Genomic DNA, 15485 nt, shown 5'->3' with positions numbered 1-15485 from the left:
TAGCGAGATTTCCAAAAGTGTCGAATCCGACAATGAATCTTCAAACCAAATTGCATAGACACCGAAGCTCGCGGAACTGAGTCACCTATTCGTCATCACGTTCATTCATTAGTTCTAATTCCTCTCTTCAATCTCATGATGTACCTAAGCTACTGCGCATCAAGTAATATCCCGCAGTACTCCAATCTCGAAATCATTTCAGATATATATCACTCCTGTGCATAAGCCCATTAATGCTTTCAAGGAGTCTGATATGCCAACAAAAGCGACGCACACCAAAACTGAACCAAACCACTCGATAGACCAGCCGATCAACCAATGGCCGCAGACTCCCGATGAGGTTCTCGCCTCTGCCGCCAATATTATTGCCGAACGCTATGTGAAGAAGGACGCCTATACCAACCCTCAAGCCACTAAGGATTTTTTAACTTACAAACTCGGTGGTTATGAGCGGGAAGTGTTTGCGGTAATGCTGCTCGATAATCAGCATCAATTACTCGAGTTTAAAGAGTTGTTCTTTGGCACTTTAGATGCTGCCAGTGTTTATCCACGGGAGGTGGTTAAGGCTGTGTTGGCTGTCAATGCCGCTGCGGTGATTTTTGCCCATAACCATCCCTCCGGGGAGTCTGAGCCTTCAGCAGCAGATAAGCACATCACTCAACGGTTAACCGATGCATTAGCGCTTATCGATGTGCGCGTGCTTGATCATATCGTGGTTGGCCGCACGCCAGTGTCCTTTGCTGAGTGCGGCTTACTCTAGCCAGCGTTTAAACCTATAACGCCAAATCAAGGAGTTCATCATGATTGAATTTACCGATAGCTTTTCACAGGCCTGTGTTGCCGAAGCCTGCGCCGCATTTCCTGAACTGCGTAACCGCTTAGCGGTTGAGCTCATTTTGCCTATGTTTGTGCGGCCACTTAATGCCATGGGTCAAGTGATTGGCAAGCCGATTGTGGCACCGAATCCAAAGCTACATAAAACCGTATTGAGTGTGTTTCACCGTGATGTGGTTGAACACTTGCCCAAGGAGATCAGCTTTTGCCGCTATGTTTGCCCCTGTGATAGTTATGGTGTGCCAACAGGCGAATGGCAAAGGGTGATCAACGGGGTGTACTTTAACCATGGCAGTAATGAACAGCCTAATTGGAGTGTGCATACCTAAAAACGATTACCTGCCCGATATCCAGCTACCTAGCCAGCTGTATTCAGCGTTTGTACTCGCCTTGGCATTTATCACCGCTCTCGCTAGTCCGCTAACAAGCAAGCCATTCCCTTAGTTTCATCGTTCAACCATTGAGGTCACTATGACAACCCTAAAACTTTTCGATATTGAGCACGCCTGGGGCTTGCCCCGTAAAGTGTCCCCCCGCTTTGGTGCGAGACTGATTTTACGCGGTCTACACTTGGATTATCTCCATGACCGCGCCAGTTTTGTTGGTGAATTTCCACCAGCAATTAAACAACAATTTGTCGAGGCCTTTCCCGCTATGGTTAAAGAGCTTGAACGGCTGGTGGCCGAAGGCGAGATTGATGCCACCAAGCAGCACTGCGTGAGCATTGAACACGCTGGCTTTACCTGTGAGGCCGACACACTTGGCAGTCACGGTTATTTGTATATTGCGATTTATCAAACCGAAGATAAGCCACTGACCACCAGCAACCTCGCCCTGACTCGATAACTTGTTCTAACTCGTGAGCCAGTACTAATCCCCTTACTGTAAGCACCTAGCCCTCCCCCCCAGCTTAATAACCCTAACAAGTAGCCCATAGCGACTCACGTTAAACGGCTCGACCAACAACTGTTTTCAAACCGCATAGACAGCAAGAGCTAAGGCGTAACTGCGCCTTAGCTCTTGCTTATGCCCGTTTTTAAATAAGGAATATCCCATGACATTAACCATCAAGCGTAATCAACAGCCAGCGATGCCCGATCGTTTTTACCAAGTGATTGAAAAGGAACTGGCTGAAGTCACACCAAAAGACGCCAACGCCATCACCCTTAATTTTCGAGACCCAGACTACAGCGCCGAAGCGGGTGGCTTTCATCCCGTCGAAGTCAGGCTTGAGAAACAGCAAGATCACTGGCGTTTAGTCTACGTCACCGACTTTGCTTTTCGTGGTCATCCCTTCCCAGAACTGGTTAAAGACATCGATATCTGCTTTAACAGCAACCAGGTTTATAGCCTGTTTAGCGGTTGGATTGGGGAGCGGGAATCACAGGGGCTGATTAAGTTGTTCAGCGATAACTTTGTTAGTTACTACCACATGGAAGTCTATCAAGTGCAGGTGAGTTTGGATTAACTAGCCTCGCCCTCATTTCGCGCGAACATCCTAATCATATCTACCGGTTTCAGTTCTATCGCTATCAACAGGCCAAGCGCATCACTCCCGCGCTAATCAGTCTAATTCATTGCGACAAGCCCCTGTCGTTAACAACCTACCCTGCCCGCAACGCCTGTCGTTCGCGGGCTTTTTTGTTTGGAGTCCACCATGAAAATACATCGCGAAACTATCCTGCCACTGCCAGAGCCTTTTTATGAATTGTTAGAACGGCAACTGGCAGCCCTCAATAACCCTAACCTCAACATCGTCACCCTAAACTACCGGGATCCTGACTACAGCTATGAGAGCGGCGGTTATCACCCCGTCGAAATCAATCTCTACCGCCAAGGTGATTGCTGGTATCTCAATTACTTCACTGACTTTGCCTACTGCGGCGGGCCCTTCCCGGAGCTTGAGAAAGAAATGGAAGTGCTGTTTCAGGAGAAGCAGGTCTACAACAGCTTCTTTGGTCGTTGCTACCTCGAACATGCCGACAGCCTAGTACGGCTGCTGCTGGAGAACTTTTGCAACTACCTCGAGATGGAGGTTTACCAGGTTCAGGTTAGCGCCGACTGAACTTGGTGCCCACAAAGGTATTTTGGGAACCAAGCAATGCAGGCCCGATGCGGGTTGGCGATGTGCTGGTGCCCACATTCATCACATAGCTAATTGAGGGAACCCAGCATGAACGAAGTCGAAGCGGTCAAGAACCGCGACACCATCAAGCTTATCAGTTACCTGCTCGAACGTCACTTTGGTCAGCAGATGGCCGATGTCTGGAATATCGGCCTTAACCTGGCCCTTAGGATCTCGGACTTACTGGCCATCAAGTTCAGCGATATCAACGGCGACCGCTTAAATATCATTGAGCAGAAGACCGGTAAACGCGCCAGCATCAAGCTCAACCCGAAGACGCTGGCATTGATTGAGGCGATCCACCAGCGTCACCCTGAGCATATCTACCTGTTCCAATCCCACCGCTCGAGCCAAGCCAAAGACCTGCAGGCCCCCGCGAAACCCCTGACACGGCGCGCGGTCGCCAAAGCGTTTGCCTTTGTCGGTGACGATATCAAGTTAGCCCTGGGCACCCACTCGATGCGTAAAACCCGCGGCTATCACCTGTATCAAGCCTGCAAAGACATTGGCCGGGTGATGCGCATGCTGCGGCATCAATCAGAAGCGGTCACCCTGCGTTATATCGGCATTACTCAGCAGCAAATCGATAAGGACTTTGTCGAGCTGGAAATCTGAGTCAATCAGCACGTCCATTTCACCCGATGCAACCCATTAGCAGATGCGTCCTAAGGTTATCTGCGTTATTTTACTTGGAGTCCATACCATGTATACATTTCAACCCGGTGATCATCTGGTCACCAATATCGATCCGCTTGGCTTAACCGAACACCACGGCCTGTATGTGGGCCATGGCCATGTGATCCACTTATCTAAACAGGGCATCATCGAAGAAATCGATCTGCAGCAATTTGCTGGTGGTCATAGCGTTAGAGTGAAAAAGTCCAGCCTGTTTCCCCATCAAGCCATTGAGCTTGCACGCAGTCAGCTGGGTCACAGTCCATACGGCGTAGCTACCAACAATTGTGAGCACTTCGTTAATGAATGCTTAGCGGGGAGCAGTACCTCTAACCAAGTGAGTAATCTCACTCACATGGCGCTGCAAGGCTCAGCCAGAGCAGGCTTACTGGGGAGTACCGCTTCAAGGCTGGCAGCGGGGACTGTCGCAAACGTCGTATTAGCCTCTACCGCCATCAAAATGACCGGCGAATACCTTGGGCTACCCGATAACGTTAACACGCTACTAGGGACGCCTGGAGATCTTGTGGCTAAACCTGCTGAATGCCTACTAAAAGGCACTAGCGAAACTCTGGGTGAGAGTTATGCTTGTTTACGCCAAGGTGAAATAACTGATCCGGGGATCAAACTCGTCACTGGCAGTGTAGAAACTGGCTTAAACACCGTGTTGACGACAGCAGAAGTGGGCATCAATGGCGTAAAAGCCGGTGCTGGGCTGATAGCCGATGCATGGCATTGGTTAAGGTCATGATACTTCACCTGCAATATTGAGAATACTCAGTCACACATTAGCCAAACCCTATAAACGAAGCGGCATGTCGCCGCTATCGTTTTTATCCTTATTGCGATTACGTTGAAGATTAGCGTGATGACGGCGTAACATTAGTGCCCAGTTAAGCGATACAAACTATCTTCTATCATCCTTGAGCTTTATGGCGTTGCTCGAGCAGACGAGTAAACCGAGTAATCATTATTTTTTTGTACCACGTTATGCTAAGGTATTACCTAGTAGTACTAAGGATTACCTCTGGAGTAACAGATGAGCACAATCAAACCCGTGTCGGTAAAATTAGATGCCGATATTAAAGCCAGAGTCGAGCATTTAGCCGAAACCCGTAAACGTTCATCACACTGGATGATGCGTGAAGCGATCCGTGAATACGTTGAGAGAGAAGAGAAACGCGAAGCTTTGCAGCAAGAAGCGTTACGCGCATGGGAAGAACACCAGACATCAGGCTTGCATGTCACCGGTGACGAAGTGGTGAGTTGGCTGGAGTCCTGGGGAAGTGAAAATGAACAGGCAGCCCCTACATGCCACAAATAGTCTTCACTGCCACTGCATTACGTGATTTAGAACGCTTACGTGAGTTTCTTCGCAGTAAAAATCCCCCTGCCGCACAACGGGCTGCCAGCGCCATAATCAATACCATTAGAAAACTGGAAAGCTATCCAGACATTGGCCGGCCTATCGATGACAATGACTTTAGCTTTAGGGAACTACTGATCGACTTTGGTGATACGGGTTATCTGGCAATGTACCAGTATGATGGCGGCGAACGATTGACCGTGTTGTGTATCCGCCACCAAAAAGAAGCCGGATATTGATAGAGATGCATCAGCAAAGAGGTTTTCTCATGGATGTGCAATTATGAATATACTGCTGCTCTCTATAAAGACAAAAGCAAGGGATTTGAGCCCCTTGCCCTTTACGTCCCTATTTGTACTAGCAGCAATCATGCTAAGTAAGTTAATCACCAACTTTGTAACCGACCCGAGACACGACTACAACCAAAGTTGTGATTGCCATTCCCATAAATTTTCGTGTCAGTTTTAGCAAAATAACTTAATCTTTTAAACAAGTCTTGGTAAATGTAAGTGAAATCAGCTTGGTTACGGCACAGTAAATATTGAGCATTTTCTGGGAAATGGATCAACCCTTGAACATGGGAAATATCTAACCTTAGTGCACTCGCCCAAGCTTTGTGTATGCGGTTATACATATTAGCCCGACCCAATTCAAACTTTCCTAAACTTTTATACGCATGACCATTGAAGAACAAACAGACATGGTAATGACACTTATCCCTTCCGCTGATCTCTTTAACCCAGATGTAAAATAACTCACTAGCATGAACCTGACCGTCAGTTGTGTTTCGCAGTTTCGCCTGATAATCCGCTTTTAACTGGGCTTTCAATGATTCGAAGAAACGGGTGATCACTGCTGTATCACCCGATTCAAACATATCAGGAAATCGTAGATCAACTCTTACCGCAAATACCTTTGAATAATTCTGCACAACGCAATCCATAACTGAGCGAATGTTAAATAAATACTCTTCAATTGTACCATGCTTAAGTGAAAGTGTGTGTAATCCATCATATTGAGGTGTTGTTAGCACCGTTAAATTTCTATTAAAATCAGTACCCATTTCTAACTCTCCTTTCCCAATCACTATTTTAAGGGTGTAGTTAACCACTCGAAATTAATAAACTAATTCCGATGAATAAAAACACCCATGTAGCACACCAGACAACTAAATTAAAAAATTAAGCAAACAACATATAAAACACAGATATAATACTATTAACACCCTAAATGAAAGCTATCTAAAACAAACCAGATTAAAACAACATTTTAAACTTATGCAATAAAACTAACCGTAACCAACAGTTATAGTCACTCTGAATTAATATGCATAGTATAATAAAAATTAAAGCGATATATTATGATTTAAACAGTACAGCTCATGAATAGCGCGCCAGATTTTCAGCTAGTTGACCATTGTCAGGTTCTAGATCGAAAAATAAATCTATTACCCTAGTCTTACCTATCATAATTTCCTCCATTTTGTTACTTTGCTTTAGATAATCTAATGCGGCTTGTAATTCGGCTTTTTTACGAATACAGTATGGACCGCATTGTAAAAAATAATTTTTCCTCATGTATCTTATTCCAGAAGCAATAAATGGCTTCAGCCATTCGCACAGCGCAAATGCATTTAGCACATATTTAGGTGGAGGACAAAAGACTCACATAAAATCTCTTGAGAAATAACTTAACAACTCAACGGCTAACCACAAGGATTCTACAGATATTTTAAAATCACCCGGATGTTCGAAACAATGGATCAAGGCTGCAACCCTGGCAATGTTCTCTGGCACCTTGGATGCATGGTCTTTTACACATTCATACATGCCACCAGGGCCCATTTTAATTTCGATGTCATTAGCAATATCTAGCCACACATTTTTAGCATCATTTGAGAATGTGACAGTGACCCTGTTCCTATAATCTTCCATAGCAATGACATTTAATAGTAACTGCTTTATTCTATCGTTAAATTTTTCAGTCGCTTTCTTAGAAAACTCAAATCCACTAACTTGTCGGTAACCACATAAAGAGATAGGGCAAGTCACTATTGCTCGAGCAAAAAAAACATTTCCCCTCAAATCATCTTTCGACCGACCAAGAAAATCTTGCAATGCACTCCATTGAGTCATGATATGCATCGTTAGTCTTGCATCAGACACCACAAAAGACTCTAATGTTTTTCTATCTATATTGACATCCCCTCCACTCCAGAATGAATTAATAACTGGGGAATTTCGCATAATAGAACTTTTAAATAAAACCCCACCTTCATCCGAACCTAGAAATGCATTTGGTAAGTTTTCATATAATCCTAAAAGCAATGCTTCTTTGGTTATATCCTGATAAAGAAATTTGGGTGCTCTTGGTTTTATCGGTTCAGCATCACGATGTGCTTGCAATTCATTAAGTGCTAATTCATATTTTTCATCATCTTTTTCCTTTGATAGGCGTCTTCTTAGCCTCACCGTTTCTTCATCATGAATTTCCTTTTCTATTTTATATTTATTAAGTATGCTTCGGAATTCTATCAGTAATTCCTTTTGTGCTGCCTTAAGCCCTTCCATATATTGGCTTTCAACAGTTGATTTTCGCTCACCAGATTCGGCTATCGTAATTGCCAATATTGACACAGGACATATTTTATTAATTGGGAGCAGCACTTAAATTTGGAAAATTTCCATCCGAGATAGGAAAATAATTGGGATATCGGGAATAATTCATAAACCACCTTTATTTTAAAAGTTAATTACTCGTAAGGTCAGAAAAATCTTCTACCTTGCAGCCACTGTTCGACTTCTTGCATGTACCAGCCTACGGCACGAGCGCCAAGACAAACTTTTCGCGGAAAAAGTGGATCAAACCTGGGGGATTTGGGATTGAGTTTATCGAAGATAGTTGAACGCGAAAGCCCTGTAAGCTGAACCAAGGTCTTCAGTCTAATAATGGAATTGCTTGTGAGAGTTGTGTTCATAATCGTCCTCAGAGTTGTGAATAAACGTCTACAACCCTGAGATTAGATGGTTATCAAGCATGAATAAACGGGGTAAAAACGGTCCATTTTGCTCACCTAAAGTGTATTGTTCATTGTATTATATACGTTTTTTTGCCCCCTAAGAAATTTACTCGGTCTTAAAATTAATTCTGCGTATTTAGCATTATCACTCGAAAAACCTTCTTCTTCTCCTTCTTTTCTCTCTAAAAACGCTATAATTTCAGCTGTAATATTTTTATTGTATTTTTCCTGATTATGCCAAAAACGCTCGAGGCAGTAAGTTAAGTATGGAAACTGGCAACCATCTGCAATGGTTTTATCTTTACCGCATAGGCCATCGGGATTAGGGTTGAGAAAAAAAGCCGCCGCTTCTGCCTTTTTTTGAGCATAACCGAGTTGATTCATAATCAACTCTACCAATCCTTTAACTTTGGGCGGATTAGCCGTTTTCCCCCAATAGTAACGGAAGCCTAAGATAGATAATTGGTCCAGATCGGATTTATTACTTAGGAAATCTTTAACATAGTAAGGACTTGTTTCGGGAATGTCAGGAATATCTATCTCTCGTTCGAAAGATTGATTAACAAATGAAAGAATATCACATTCAAAAACATAAACTGAATCTATTTTAGTTGGTAAGTCTTCTAGCTCATTTACAATAAAATGTGTATTGGATAAAAATTTAAAGCTTTTTCTTGTAAAGAAAAATTTAATATTGTAATTATAGTCATAGAAATAAGACTGAGAATTTATCCGCAAATCTTTTGCATTAATAGGTGTTTTGTTTTTCTATATACTGTTCACCACTCATCAATTCAAGTTCAAATTTTTCAGTATAAAAATAGAATTCAGTGATGAATTTCAAATTAACGATTCCGTTTTTTATTAATACGATTAAGTCATCACTCCCTAATCTTAGATATTCTGTTTTCGGAACCAATGTCGCCGGAGTAAATGATTCAGTCTTTTTTTCTCTCTCTGGTAAAATCCTTCCTTGCTTAGAATCCTTTATTGTCCGCATTATAGAGTTTCTAATATTAAGTGAATGCCTTTCATAGACAGCCCAAACATTAATATTAACAGGAGAAAAAATTAAGACAGGTTTATTTTCTTTCAAAAGGTACTGTATAACATCTTCTCGGCTAGCATTTAAGTTCACCTTCGATAACTCTACAATTTTTTGCATTGACACATCCATTTTATCTGCTATTTCTGCTACTAATAGCAGAAATGGCAGATAAAAGGAATTTGTTTGTTAAACTTTTCCTCATCAATTAGCTTAACCTATGAAAATTTTCAACCTGTTATTGTTACTATGTGTAAAAATATACTTAAAGTGGGTTTTCGTAAGTGCCAAAGGTTAGCACTCTACACCTTGGAAGTTTAAGCAAACAAATGCATTTTAGTGATTTCCACTTCAATATAAGAGTCTGGAGGCCTATCACTTTACGCCAGTAACTCAATCCAACTCCTTAATTTGCATCCCAAACTGATCCACTATTTGCATAGAAATGTGAGCCACTGTTCGAAGTCTAAACAGTCGACTATCCTTGATAAATTTCAGACAATTCGGGGCAGTATAAAATGCAAATCATGAACTGAAATGGATCACTTAAGATGCAAGCCAACAATGCGTGATATTGTTGTTCTATTTGGTCTTCCATGACCACTTCGTTAGTCCTTACTTAAGCGGCGCATTTCGATGCAGAAATCTGCAAATGCTTTGCTAGATATCAACAGATTTTGCATCTCAGACATCTTTGAAAAATAGGTAGCCGTTTGTTGATCAATAGTGGATGTTTCGCCGAGAAAGCTTATGAGGCTACGATAGATAATAAGCGGATGCCATGGATTAAGTTTCTTACTCACCCTAGTTCTATCACTCAATATCCAGTCTTTCGATAAAGCTTCCATCAACTCACCAACGAGCAAGTCATAACACCCGTTAGATTTAAGCTGCGGCTGCAATTTAGGATTAACGCTAACAATACAAACGGCTATTGGCCCGTCGATAAGAAGATCGGGGACTTGGTGATCATTTCCATCAATCACAAATCCACAAAATACTCCTGGAGTCCAACCGCTTTCTTCGCTATCAGGATCAGTGTATGAAAATTCCAAGCCTATGCGTCCATAGGCATCATAGCGCCCTCTTGCAGTTTTATTCCTTGGCGGATGACGGTACTGCACATCACGGTTTATTGATTGGCATAAAGGCCATGCCAACTGCTCGCATCGGCGTACCATCTCATATAGCTGCTTATCAATGTTTTTAACGTCGTTATAGTAAGAAATCGCCAAGGGGTTTAAGGGGGTAGAGTTAACTAGGCCGTTACTTTTTAATAAATGCACAAATTCAGTTCTTAGCCATACTGTTTTCTCATCAGCATCACTAACCGAACCAAACAGTTCAACAATCTCATACCAACAAAGCGCTATATTTGGAGATTGCCGATGTTGACCAGAGTGAGCTGTAATCAAAACTATCTGAAAAGGCTTATTGAAATGTTCTTTGGCATAGTCGCGATAATTATCTAATTGGTTGTGATGTAACTCAGACCATACTTTATGCTCAAATATCAAGCAGAAGTCATCATCAGCTGACGTCCACATTAAGTCCGGGAACTTACTGCCAAAATTAACTTGAGTTTCAATATCAACGGATTGAAACATCGATGAAATCTCTTGAGCGTAATTCACTGCCTTCTTCGCCAGCAATTCGCTGAACGCTTTACGTACAGCATCATCATGTTTAAGCAACCAAGCGAACGCTTCGGTGATAAAATTTTCAATCGGTGAATTCTGGTGACTTGCGGCGTACTTACTTACGTTAACTAACAAACTATCCAGCATACAGTTTCATCCTTGTTTTTAATTTAAACGTTACTGCTAACGCAACTTCCCGAGCATGAATTACTAGATGAGCGTTAACTTAATCGCCTTCCAATTATGTCGAGCTTTTGATTTATCCCAACTCAAAATTCTCACAGCACTCACCTGTGACTCATTTTGAATATCTCCGATCAAAAATGCCGGTACAAAGGAATCCTCCACGAATCCAAATCCCTTAGGCGCAATGCGGAGTTGCCCTTCGACATGAGAAACGTCTGCAATCTGACACGACTGACAAGGTATGCACATAACTACCTCTTTTTCGCCATTGGTTTTTGATATCGACAGTTCAACATAATCACCGACCTGTGGTCGTTTACCTTTATAAATCCCCATACGAACAGATAAAGAGGTCGATTTGTTCACAAACACCTGAAATCCCTTACCTGATTTATGAATACTCTCGATAACAGCAGTGATTTTATCCACTGGTCCATGCAAATAATCCAGCGCATCGACAGCCAAGCTTCTTAAATATTCCTTCAGGGATTTTTCGTTAACGCTGGCGTCATACCAAGGCTGCATTGCTAGCTGATTTAGCTCGGGTTTCACTTTCCAACCGTGATTTTGATAGGCCAAAATAGCAGTTTTCAAGCACATCGAAGCCTCTAACCAACGCTGCGTTTGAAGCAGCAAAGGGACTACTTCCTGCAGAAGAGGTAAACTAAATGTCACTTCATGAGCAGAAATGATGCCCTTAGCAAAAAATTTAATGGCTAAATCTACATTTTCATGAAGGAAAGTCTCTGCAAGAACGCTCCATGCCCATGGTTCCTGCTGTTTCTTACGTAAAATGGGTAGAATAAGGGTACGAGCTTGTTCGAATTCTCCTGCAGTGATAAAGCACTTAGCCTGATCGTAATCAAGCCACATCAGATGCTGAGTATCTAAAACCTGCTGTCGGGTGGTGTTGATGAACTCATTTACAAATTTTATGTCGATTCGCCACAATTCACGGTAATTAAGGCATGCGCTCGCCACTTGTCTTGCAGATGAAAGCATTAAACTCGGTAATTCACCTTTTTCAGTCTGAAATGGGGTTTTAGCCTCTTCATCAAACAGCGCAGTTTGATGTAAAAGCACAAAATGGATCAGCGTTGGAAACCATTCGAGGTTTTTCTTAAATTGCACCAACAACATCTTGTACTCTAAACCGCCTAGAGGGATTTTAAAGCTGATGATGGTGCTCAATAGCCGCTCAACTTGCTCGAACTCATAATTGCTTGGACGATAATTCTTCGAAGATGCTCCACGTTTAGCAATCTTTTCTTGATATTGTTTAATGTACTCGTAGCAAACCCAAAATAATGCCCCCTTCAAGTAATTATCTTGCGGAGCATTTTCCAGAGCTTTAAAGCCAAACTCCCACGCGCCTTTTAAATCACCACTCTTTCTCAAATTTGTGACCGTACGATTCACGGACTCGTTCATGACAAGGCTCCGACCTGGCTTAATATCTCATCAATCAAGCTTGCCGAGTTACTCAACTTAGGCATCGGCTGCGCTTTGGTAAACTGACTGTCTTTGTTGTACCAAAACTCAATAACCGCCAACTCTCCCTGCTTCACAATGGAATAGCGTTCACAAAACTCCCTTGGCTCAATCTTATGAATGTCTGCCCCAACAAGGTCAATCTGCGCTTTGACATTGTGATAAAACTCTTCTAAAAAGGGTTCCGCAAAAGTAAATTGTGAAATTTCAGACGAGTCAGGGATATCGAGCAAAGTTCCTTCAACTGGGCCGAGTAGTGCAGTTAGCTCAGCATCAAATCCACTTTGACCAATGCTTTTAATACTTGAAACTTTCCAGTTGCCTTTGTAATTGATACTTATCGAGGCTAGCTCATTCCCACGCTTGAATTGGTAACGTTCTTGGTAGTTATAGTGGAGCACATCTGTTATCGATATCCCGGTGCCCTCAATACATCCACAAACAAGCTGCAGCAATCGTTGCAGTTGTGGTATCTCGACTTTTAAGTCACTCGGCTCAACGTTTTGATAGGTCTCTATATTGTGCGAAGGCATTGGAACAGGATCGGACTGATAACCACCAGCAATAATTAACCCATCCCCCAGTTTTAGTTGAGGCGGGTTCATTACATACAACTTGTCTGAGGCCCGTGTAATCGCCGTATATAGCCATCTAAAGTAGTTTTTGGTTAATACCTTTTGATGTGTTTCGCACTGCAGGAACACATTCTTCCATTCACTTCCTTGTGCTTTATGAGCCGTAATCGCATAACCAAATTTAATTTTAAACGCGTTAAAATAAGGGTCTTGCATCAATGCAACTCTGAGTTTTTTCTCATTACCTTTACGCCGCAGTTCTGGGTGCCGATTCAAAAAATGAACATAAATCGCTTTATGTTCATCCGATGATAAGGAGGGGTGATCGTTATACAGCAGGTTTTCGATAATTTTGGCTTCAAAGAAAAATGGTTCGCCGTAATCATTACGAAAAGCAAGCACAACATCACGAAAACTCAGTTCGACTCTGACTTTCACCATATGGCCGTCGTCACCTTTGTTAGTAATAAACACAGTGACAACTTCAGGTGCAGGAGAGAGTACCTCCTTAATCATGCCAAATTCACCGTTAGTAATAGTGGCATCAGTTCGATAATGGTTTGCCACTGAAATGATTTTATCCCCGCCAACCATTTCCAGTTGACCATTAAAAAAGTGCTCTCTCACCAACCGGTTATACTCACCTACTTGCCGATTTGAGCCAGCTACAATAATGTTTTCACCGGTCTTACTCACTTTGCCAGCACAGGACGATAAGTATGTCTGTAGCAACGCATTTGACGACAGCTTACACACATCATCGCCATTAACATCGAATTGCAACTTATTGAAAATATTCTTGGATAACCCGTCACGCAACATGGCCGCATTGGTTAAAATACCACTTTCACCTTTTTGTCTTACTACTTCAGTCAACGAACCAGACGATATGGTTACTTGATATTTTTCACTTAGATACTGCTCATCTAACGCTGGTGAAGTGCTCATGCCGACTGGTGGTAACTGAGCGTTATCACCGATAAAAATCACCTTTTTGTTATGATCGTTATGGTCAAAATTGATGTACTTCAGCAAATCTCTTAAAAGATACCCAGAGCCAAACCGGAAAAATTCACCATCTGAATATTTATCAGACACCATTGATGCTTCATCAATAATGTAAACCGCTTCTGCAGTGTCAGCGTTGACTTTAAGTTCTGCGTAACAGCGGTAAGTTTCTGAGCCTTCAATCCCATCCACCGCATATTCTTTAACGTTGTCGTAGTTATAAATCATCCGATGAATAGTACAGGCGGTTTGTCCAGTTTTATCCCCAATGACCTTGGCAGCTTTGCCAGTCGGCGCCATGATTGCGAACTGCCGTCCGATTCTATCTAGGTACTGAGTAATTCCCTTGGTCACAAAGGTCTTCCCTGTTCCCGCATAGCCGTTAAGCAAAAACACGTTTTGACTTGTGTCTTTCAGAAAAGTGTCTATCTGTTTAACGATCTGTACTTGCCCATCAGTAAGCACTACATCCTCGAAGCAATCAAAAATATCGATGTTGCGACGGGTCAAATTCATATCAAGATCAAAGCTGGAGGCAGACGCCATACTTGCTACTTTGAAATCTTCGCGAATGCGCGCTACCGATACCTCGTGCTCCACCACGAATAATGCTTGTTGCTTGAGTTCAAGCTCAATTTGCAATAACGCTAGCTCTTTTTTAACGTTGGTAAGTGCATCGTCTTTTGTCGTTAACTCGGCTAAAACCGATTGATGCTCTATAACAGTAGTTAATAGCTCATGTTCGCGCGCATTAATTTCCTGTCGTTGCCGTGCTATCTCTGCCTCTAAGCGAGCCGTATGATCTACTGGTTTTACGGGTTCAACAAACTCAGGAGGAGTAATAGGGTGATTCAGTATCACTTGCGCGTACCAGCGCCCCACCAAATAAGCTTCTTTGATTAGCCAATGCACTTCATTAATTGACACATCAGCTGTACCACTCAACGAATGTGCAGCCTTATTGCCCTTACGGCGCAACACATCCAATTTGGCCAAAATGCCTTTATCACCCACAGCATCAGCGAACTCATAACTTTGCAACCGATTAAATAAATCGTCTTTTTCAGGGGCAATAAGCGACAGTCTGGTGTAAATATCCCCAACAACGAATTCGGTAAAACACCTAAGTTTCACCAACGCCGCCTGCCGATCATCATGACAATAGAGCTCTGCACCTTTACCGAATTCCGCCAATTCAGGCCTTATATCGGTTAAAAAGTTAAAATTACTCATTTGCATCCCTTCTTCATTCCAGTTGCTGAAATTTTTAACCTCAACGCAATGTTACCAGTTCAATATCAACGTAACTAACACTTGGATATGTTTACCACACCCCAGCGCGATAATTGTTAATTTGCATCAAAAACTGATCAACTATTTGCATAGAAATGTGAGCCAAGATTTGAGGTTTAAACCGTCGACTATCCTTGATAAATTTCCGGCAATTCAGGGCAGTATTAAATGCAAATAATGAGCTGAAATGGATCACTACAGGATACAAATCAAAAACAACTAGCAAGA

The 15485-nt window shown here is 42.5% G+C and carries 18 protein-coding genes; 9 read left to right on the top strand and 9 right to left on the bottom strand.

Annotated elements, in window-relative coordinates:
• Positions 1–253: 253 nt before the first annotated feature.
• The 9 genes from radC (at position 254) to KXJ80_RS11925 (ending at position 5239) form a co-directional block, all read left to right on the top strand.
• Positions 254–760 carry a RadC family protein gene (gene radC / locus KXJ80_RS11965; RefSeq protein WP_256931108.1) on the top strand — a complete coding sequence of 169 codons (507 nt, stop codon included), beginning with the start codon at positions 254–256 and terminating at the stop codon, positions 758–760.
• A 40-nt stretch (positions 761–800) separates the two neighbouring features.
• Positions 801–1163 carry a hypothetical protein gene (locus KXJ80_RS11960; protein ID WP_076500087.1) on the top strand — a complete coding sequence of 121 codons (363 nt, stop codon included), beginning with the start codon at positions 801–803 and terminating at the stop codon, positions 1161–1163.
• A gap of 142 nt (positions 1164–1305) precedes the next feature.
• Positions 1306–1680: a type IV toxin-antitoxin system YeeU family antitoxin gene (locus tag KXJ80_RS11955; protein WP_218738598.1), complete on the top strand. Its 375-nt coding sequence runs from the start codon at positions 1306–1308 to the stop codon at positions 1678–1680.
• Positions 1681–1888: 208 nt separating this feature from the next.
• Positions 1889–2302: a DUF2787 domain-containing protein gene (locus KXJ80_RS11950; RefSeq protein WP_218738599.1), complete on the top strand. Its 414-nt coding sequence runs from the start codon at positions 1889–1891 to the stop codon at positions 2300–2302.
• A 189-nt stretch (positions 2303–2491) separates the two neighbouring features.
• Positions 2492–2899 (top strand): DUF2787 domain-containing protein, encoded by a 408-nt coding sequence (locus KXJ80_RS11945; RefSeq protein ID WP_218738600.1) that lies wholly within the window; start codon positions 2492–2494, stop codon positions 2897–2899.
• Between the two features lie 108 nt (positions 2900–3007).
• The gene (locus KXJ80_RS11940; protein ID WP_218738601.1) at positions 3008–3574 is read left to right on the top strand and encodes a site-specific integrase; all 567 of its coding nucleotides are present in this window, start codon (positions 3008–3010) and stop codon (positions 3572–3574) included.
• Between the two features lie 88 nt (positions 3575–3662).
• The gene (locus KXJ80_RS11935) at positions 3663–4385 is read left to right on the top strand and encodes a lecithin retinol acyltransferase family protein (RefSeq protein ID WP_259474805.1); all 723 of its coding nucleotides are present in this window, start codon (positions 3663–3665) and stop codon (positions 4383–4385) included.
• A 288-nt stretch (positions 4386–4673) separates the two neighbouring features.
• Entirely contained in the window at positions 4674–4958 is a 285-nt protein-coding gene (locus KXJ80_RS11930; protein WP_011716807.1) for a CopG family ribbon-helix-helix protein, read from the top strand.
• On the top strand, positions 4946–5239 hold the full coding sequence (locus tag KXJ80_RS11925) for a type II toxin-antitoxin system RelE/ParE family toxin (RefSeq protein ID WP_011071641.1): 294 nt from the start codon (positions 4946–4948) through the stop codon (positions 5237–5239). The genes KXJ80_RS11930 and KXJ80_RS11925 overlap by 13 nt, the downstream gene beginning before the upstream one ends.
• A gap of 146 nt (positions 5240–5385) precedes the next feature.
• On the opposite strand, the gene KXJ80_RS11920 is transcribed toward KXJ80_RS11925, so the two are convergent.
• The 9 genes from KXJ80_RS11920 to KXJ80_RS11885 all read right to left on the bottom strand — a co-directional run bounded on the left by KXJ80_RS11920 (position 5386) and on the right by KXJ80_RS11885 (position 15197).
• Positions 5386–6063, bottom strand: a complete 678-nt coding sequence (locus KXJ80_RS11920) for an inovirus Gp2 family protein (protein WP_259474804.1) — start codon at positions 6061–6063, stop codon at positions 5386–5388.
• Positions 6064–6379: 316 nt separating this feature from the next.
• The gene (locus KXJ80_RS22520; protein WP_510770854.1) at positions 6380–6577 is read right to left on the bottom strand and encodes a hypothetical protein; all 198 of its coding nucleotides are present in this window, start codon (positions 6575–6577) and stop codon (positions 6380–6382) included.
• 87 nt (positions 6578–6664) lie between these two features.
• A complete protein-coding gene (locus KXJ80_RS11915; RefSeq protein ID WP_259474803.1) occupies positions 6665–7627 on the bottom strand; it encodes a YfjI family protein in 963 nt (320 codons plus the stop codon).
• 137 nt (positions 7628–7764) lie between these two features.
• A complete protein-coding gene (locus KXJ80_RS11910) occupies positions 7765–7977 on the bottom strand; it encodes a helix-turn-helix transcriptional regulator (RefSeq protein ID WP_259474802.1) in 213 nt (70 codons plus the stop codon).
• Between the two features lie 96 nt (positions 7978–8073).
• Positions 8074–8757, bottom strand: a complete 684-nt coding sequence (locus KXJ80_RS11905) for a hypothetical protein (RefSeq protein WP_259474801.1) — start codon at positions 8755–8757, stop codon at positions 8074–8076.
• Between the two features lie 10 nt (positions 8758–8767).
• The gene (locus tag KXJ80_RS11900) at positions 8768–9184 is read right to left on the bottom strand and encodes a hypothetical protein (RefSeq protein ID WP_259474800.1); all 417 of its coding nucleotides are present in this window, start codon (positions 9182–9184) and stop codon (positions 8768–8770) included.
• Positions 9185–9672: 488 nt separating this feature from the next.
• Positions 9673–10851 carry a PD-(D/E)XK nuclease family protein gene (locus KXJ80_RS11895; RefSeq protein ID WP_069455089.1) on the bottom strand — a complete coding sequence of 393 codons (1179 nt, stop codon included), beginning with the start codon at positions 10849–10851 and terminating at the stop codon, positions 9673–9675.
• Between the two features lie 63 nt (positions 10852–10914).
• Complete coding sequence (locus tag KXJ80_RS11890; protein ID WP_259474799.1) at positions 10915–12321, bottom strand: DUF7017 domain-containing protein; 1407 nt, start codon at positions 12319–12321, stop codon at positions 10915–10917.
• Complete coding sequence (locus tag KXJ80_RS11885) at positions 12318–15197, bottom strand: AAA family ATPase (RefSeq protein ID WP_259474798.1); 2880 nt, start codon at positions 15195–15197, stop codon at positions 12318–12320. The genes KXJ80_RS11890 and KXJ80_RS11885 overlap by 4 nt, the downstream gene beginning before the upstream one ends.
• Positions 15198–15485 lie beyond the last annotated feature (288 nt).

The sequence above is a fragment of the Shewanella xiamenensis genome (genome assembly GCF_024971755.1).
Taxonomy (GTDB): Bacteria; Pseudomonadota; Gammaproteobacteria; order Enterobacterales; family Shewanellaceae; genus Shewanella; species Shewanella xiamenensis.
Note: the sequence above shows the minus strand (reverse complement) of the source record. Positions and strands in the feature narration are given on the sequence as shown.

What these genes read in the sequence shown, in the direction of transcription:
- radC (WP_256931108.1), top strand. Translation starts at nt 254, where the DNA reads ATGCCAACAAAAGCGACGCACACCAAAACTGAACCAAACCACTCGATA.
- KXJ80_RS11960 (WP_076500087.1), top strand. Translation starts at nt 801, where the DNA reads ATGATTGAATTTACCGATAGCTTTTCACAGGCCTGTGTTGCCGAAGCC.
- KXJ80_RS11955 (WP_218738598.1), top strand. Translation starts at nt 1,306, where the DNA reads ATGACAACCCTAAAACTTTTCGATATTGAGCACGCCTGGGGCTTGCCC.
- KXJ80_RS11950 (WP_218738599.1), top strand. Translation starts at nt 1,889, where the DNA reads ATGACATTAACCATCAAGCGTAATCAACAGCCAGCGATGCCCGATCGT.
- KXJ80_RS11945 (WP_218738600.1), top strand. Translation starts at nt 2,492, where the DNA reads ATGAAAATACATCGCGAAACTATCCTGCCACTGCCAGAGCCTTTTTAT.
- KXJ80_RS11940 (WP_218738601.1), top strand. Translation starts at nt 3,008, where the DNA reads ATGAACGAAGTCGAAGCGGTCAAGAACCGCGACACCATCAAGCTTATC.
- KXJ80_RS11935 (WP_259474805.1), top strand. Translation starts at nt 3,663, where the DNA reads ATGTATACATTTCAACCCGGTGATCATCTGGTCACCAATATCGATCCG.
- KXJ80_RS11930 (WP_011716807.1), top strand. Translation starts at nt 4,674, where the DNA reads ATGAGCACAATCAAACCCGTGTCGGTAAAATTAGATGCCGATATTAAA.
- KXJ80_RS11925 (WP_011071641.1), top strand. Translation starts at nt 4,946, where the DNA reads ATGCCACAAATAGTCTTCACTGCCACTGCATTACGTGATTTAGAACGC.
- KXJ80_RS11920 (WP_259474804.1), bottom strand. Translation starts at nt 6,063, where the DNA reads ATGGGTACTGATTTTAATAGAAATTTAACGGTGCTAACAACACCTCAA.
- KXJ80_RS22520 (WP_510770854.1), bottom strand. Translation starts at nt 6,577, where the DNA reads ATGAGGAAAAATTATTTTTTACAATGCGGTCCATACTGTATTCGTAAA.
- KXJ80_RS11910 (WP_259474802.1), bottom strand. Translation starts at nt 7,977, where the DNA reads ATGAACACAACTCTCACAAGCAATTCCATTATTAGACTGAAGACCTTG.
- KXJ80_RS11900 (WP_259474800.1), bottom strand. Translation starts at nt 9,184, where the DNA reads ATGCAAAAAATTGTAGAGTTATCGAAGGTGAACTTAAATGCTAGCCGA.
- KXJ80_RS11895 (WP_069455089.1), bottom strand. Translation starts at nt 10,851, where the DNA reads ATGCTGGATAGTTTGTTAGTTAACGTAAGTAAGTACGCCGCAAGTCAC.
- KXJ80_RS11890 (WP_259474799.1), bottom strand. Translation starts at nt 12,321, where the DNA reads ATGAACGAGTCCGTGAATCGTACGGTCACAAATTTGAGAAAGAGTGGT.
- KXJ80_RS11885 (WP_259474798.1), bottom strand. Translation starts at nt 15,197, where the DNA reads ATGAGTAATTTTAACTTTTTAACCGATATAAGGCCTGAATTGGCGGAA.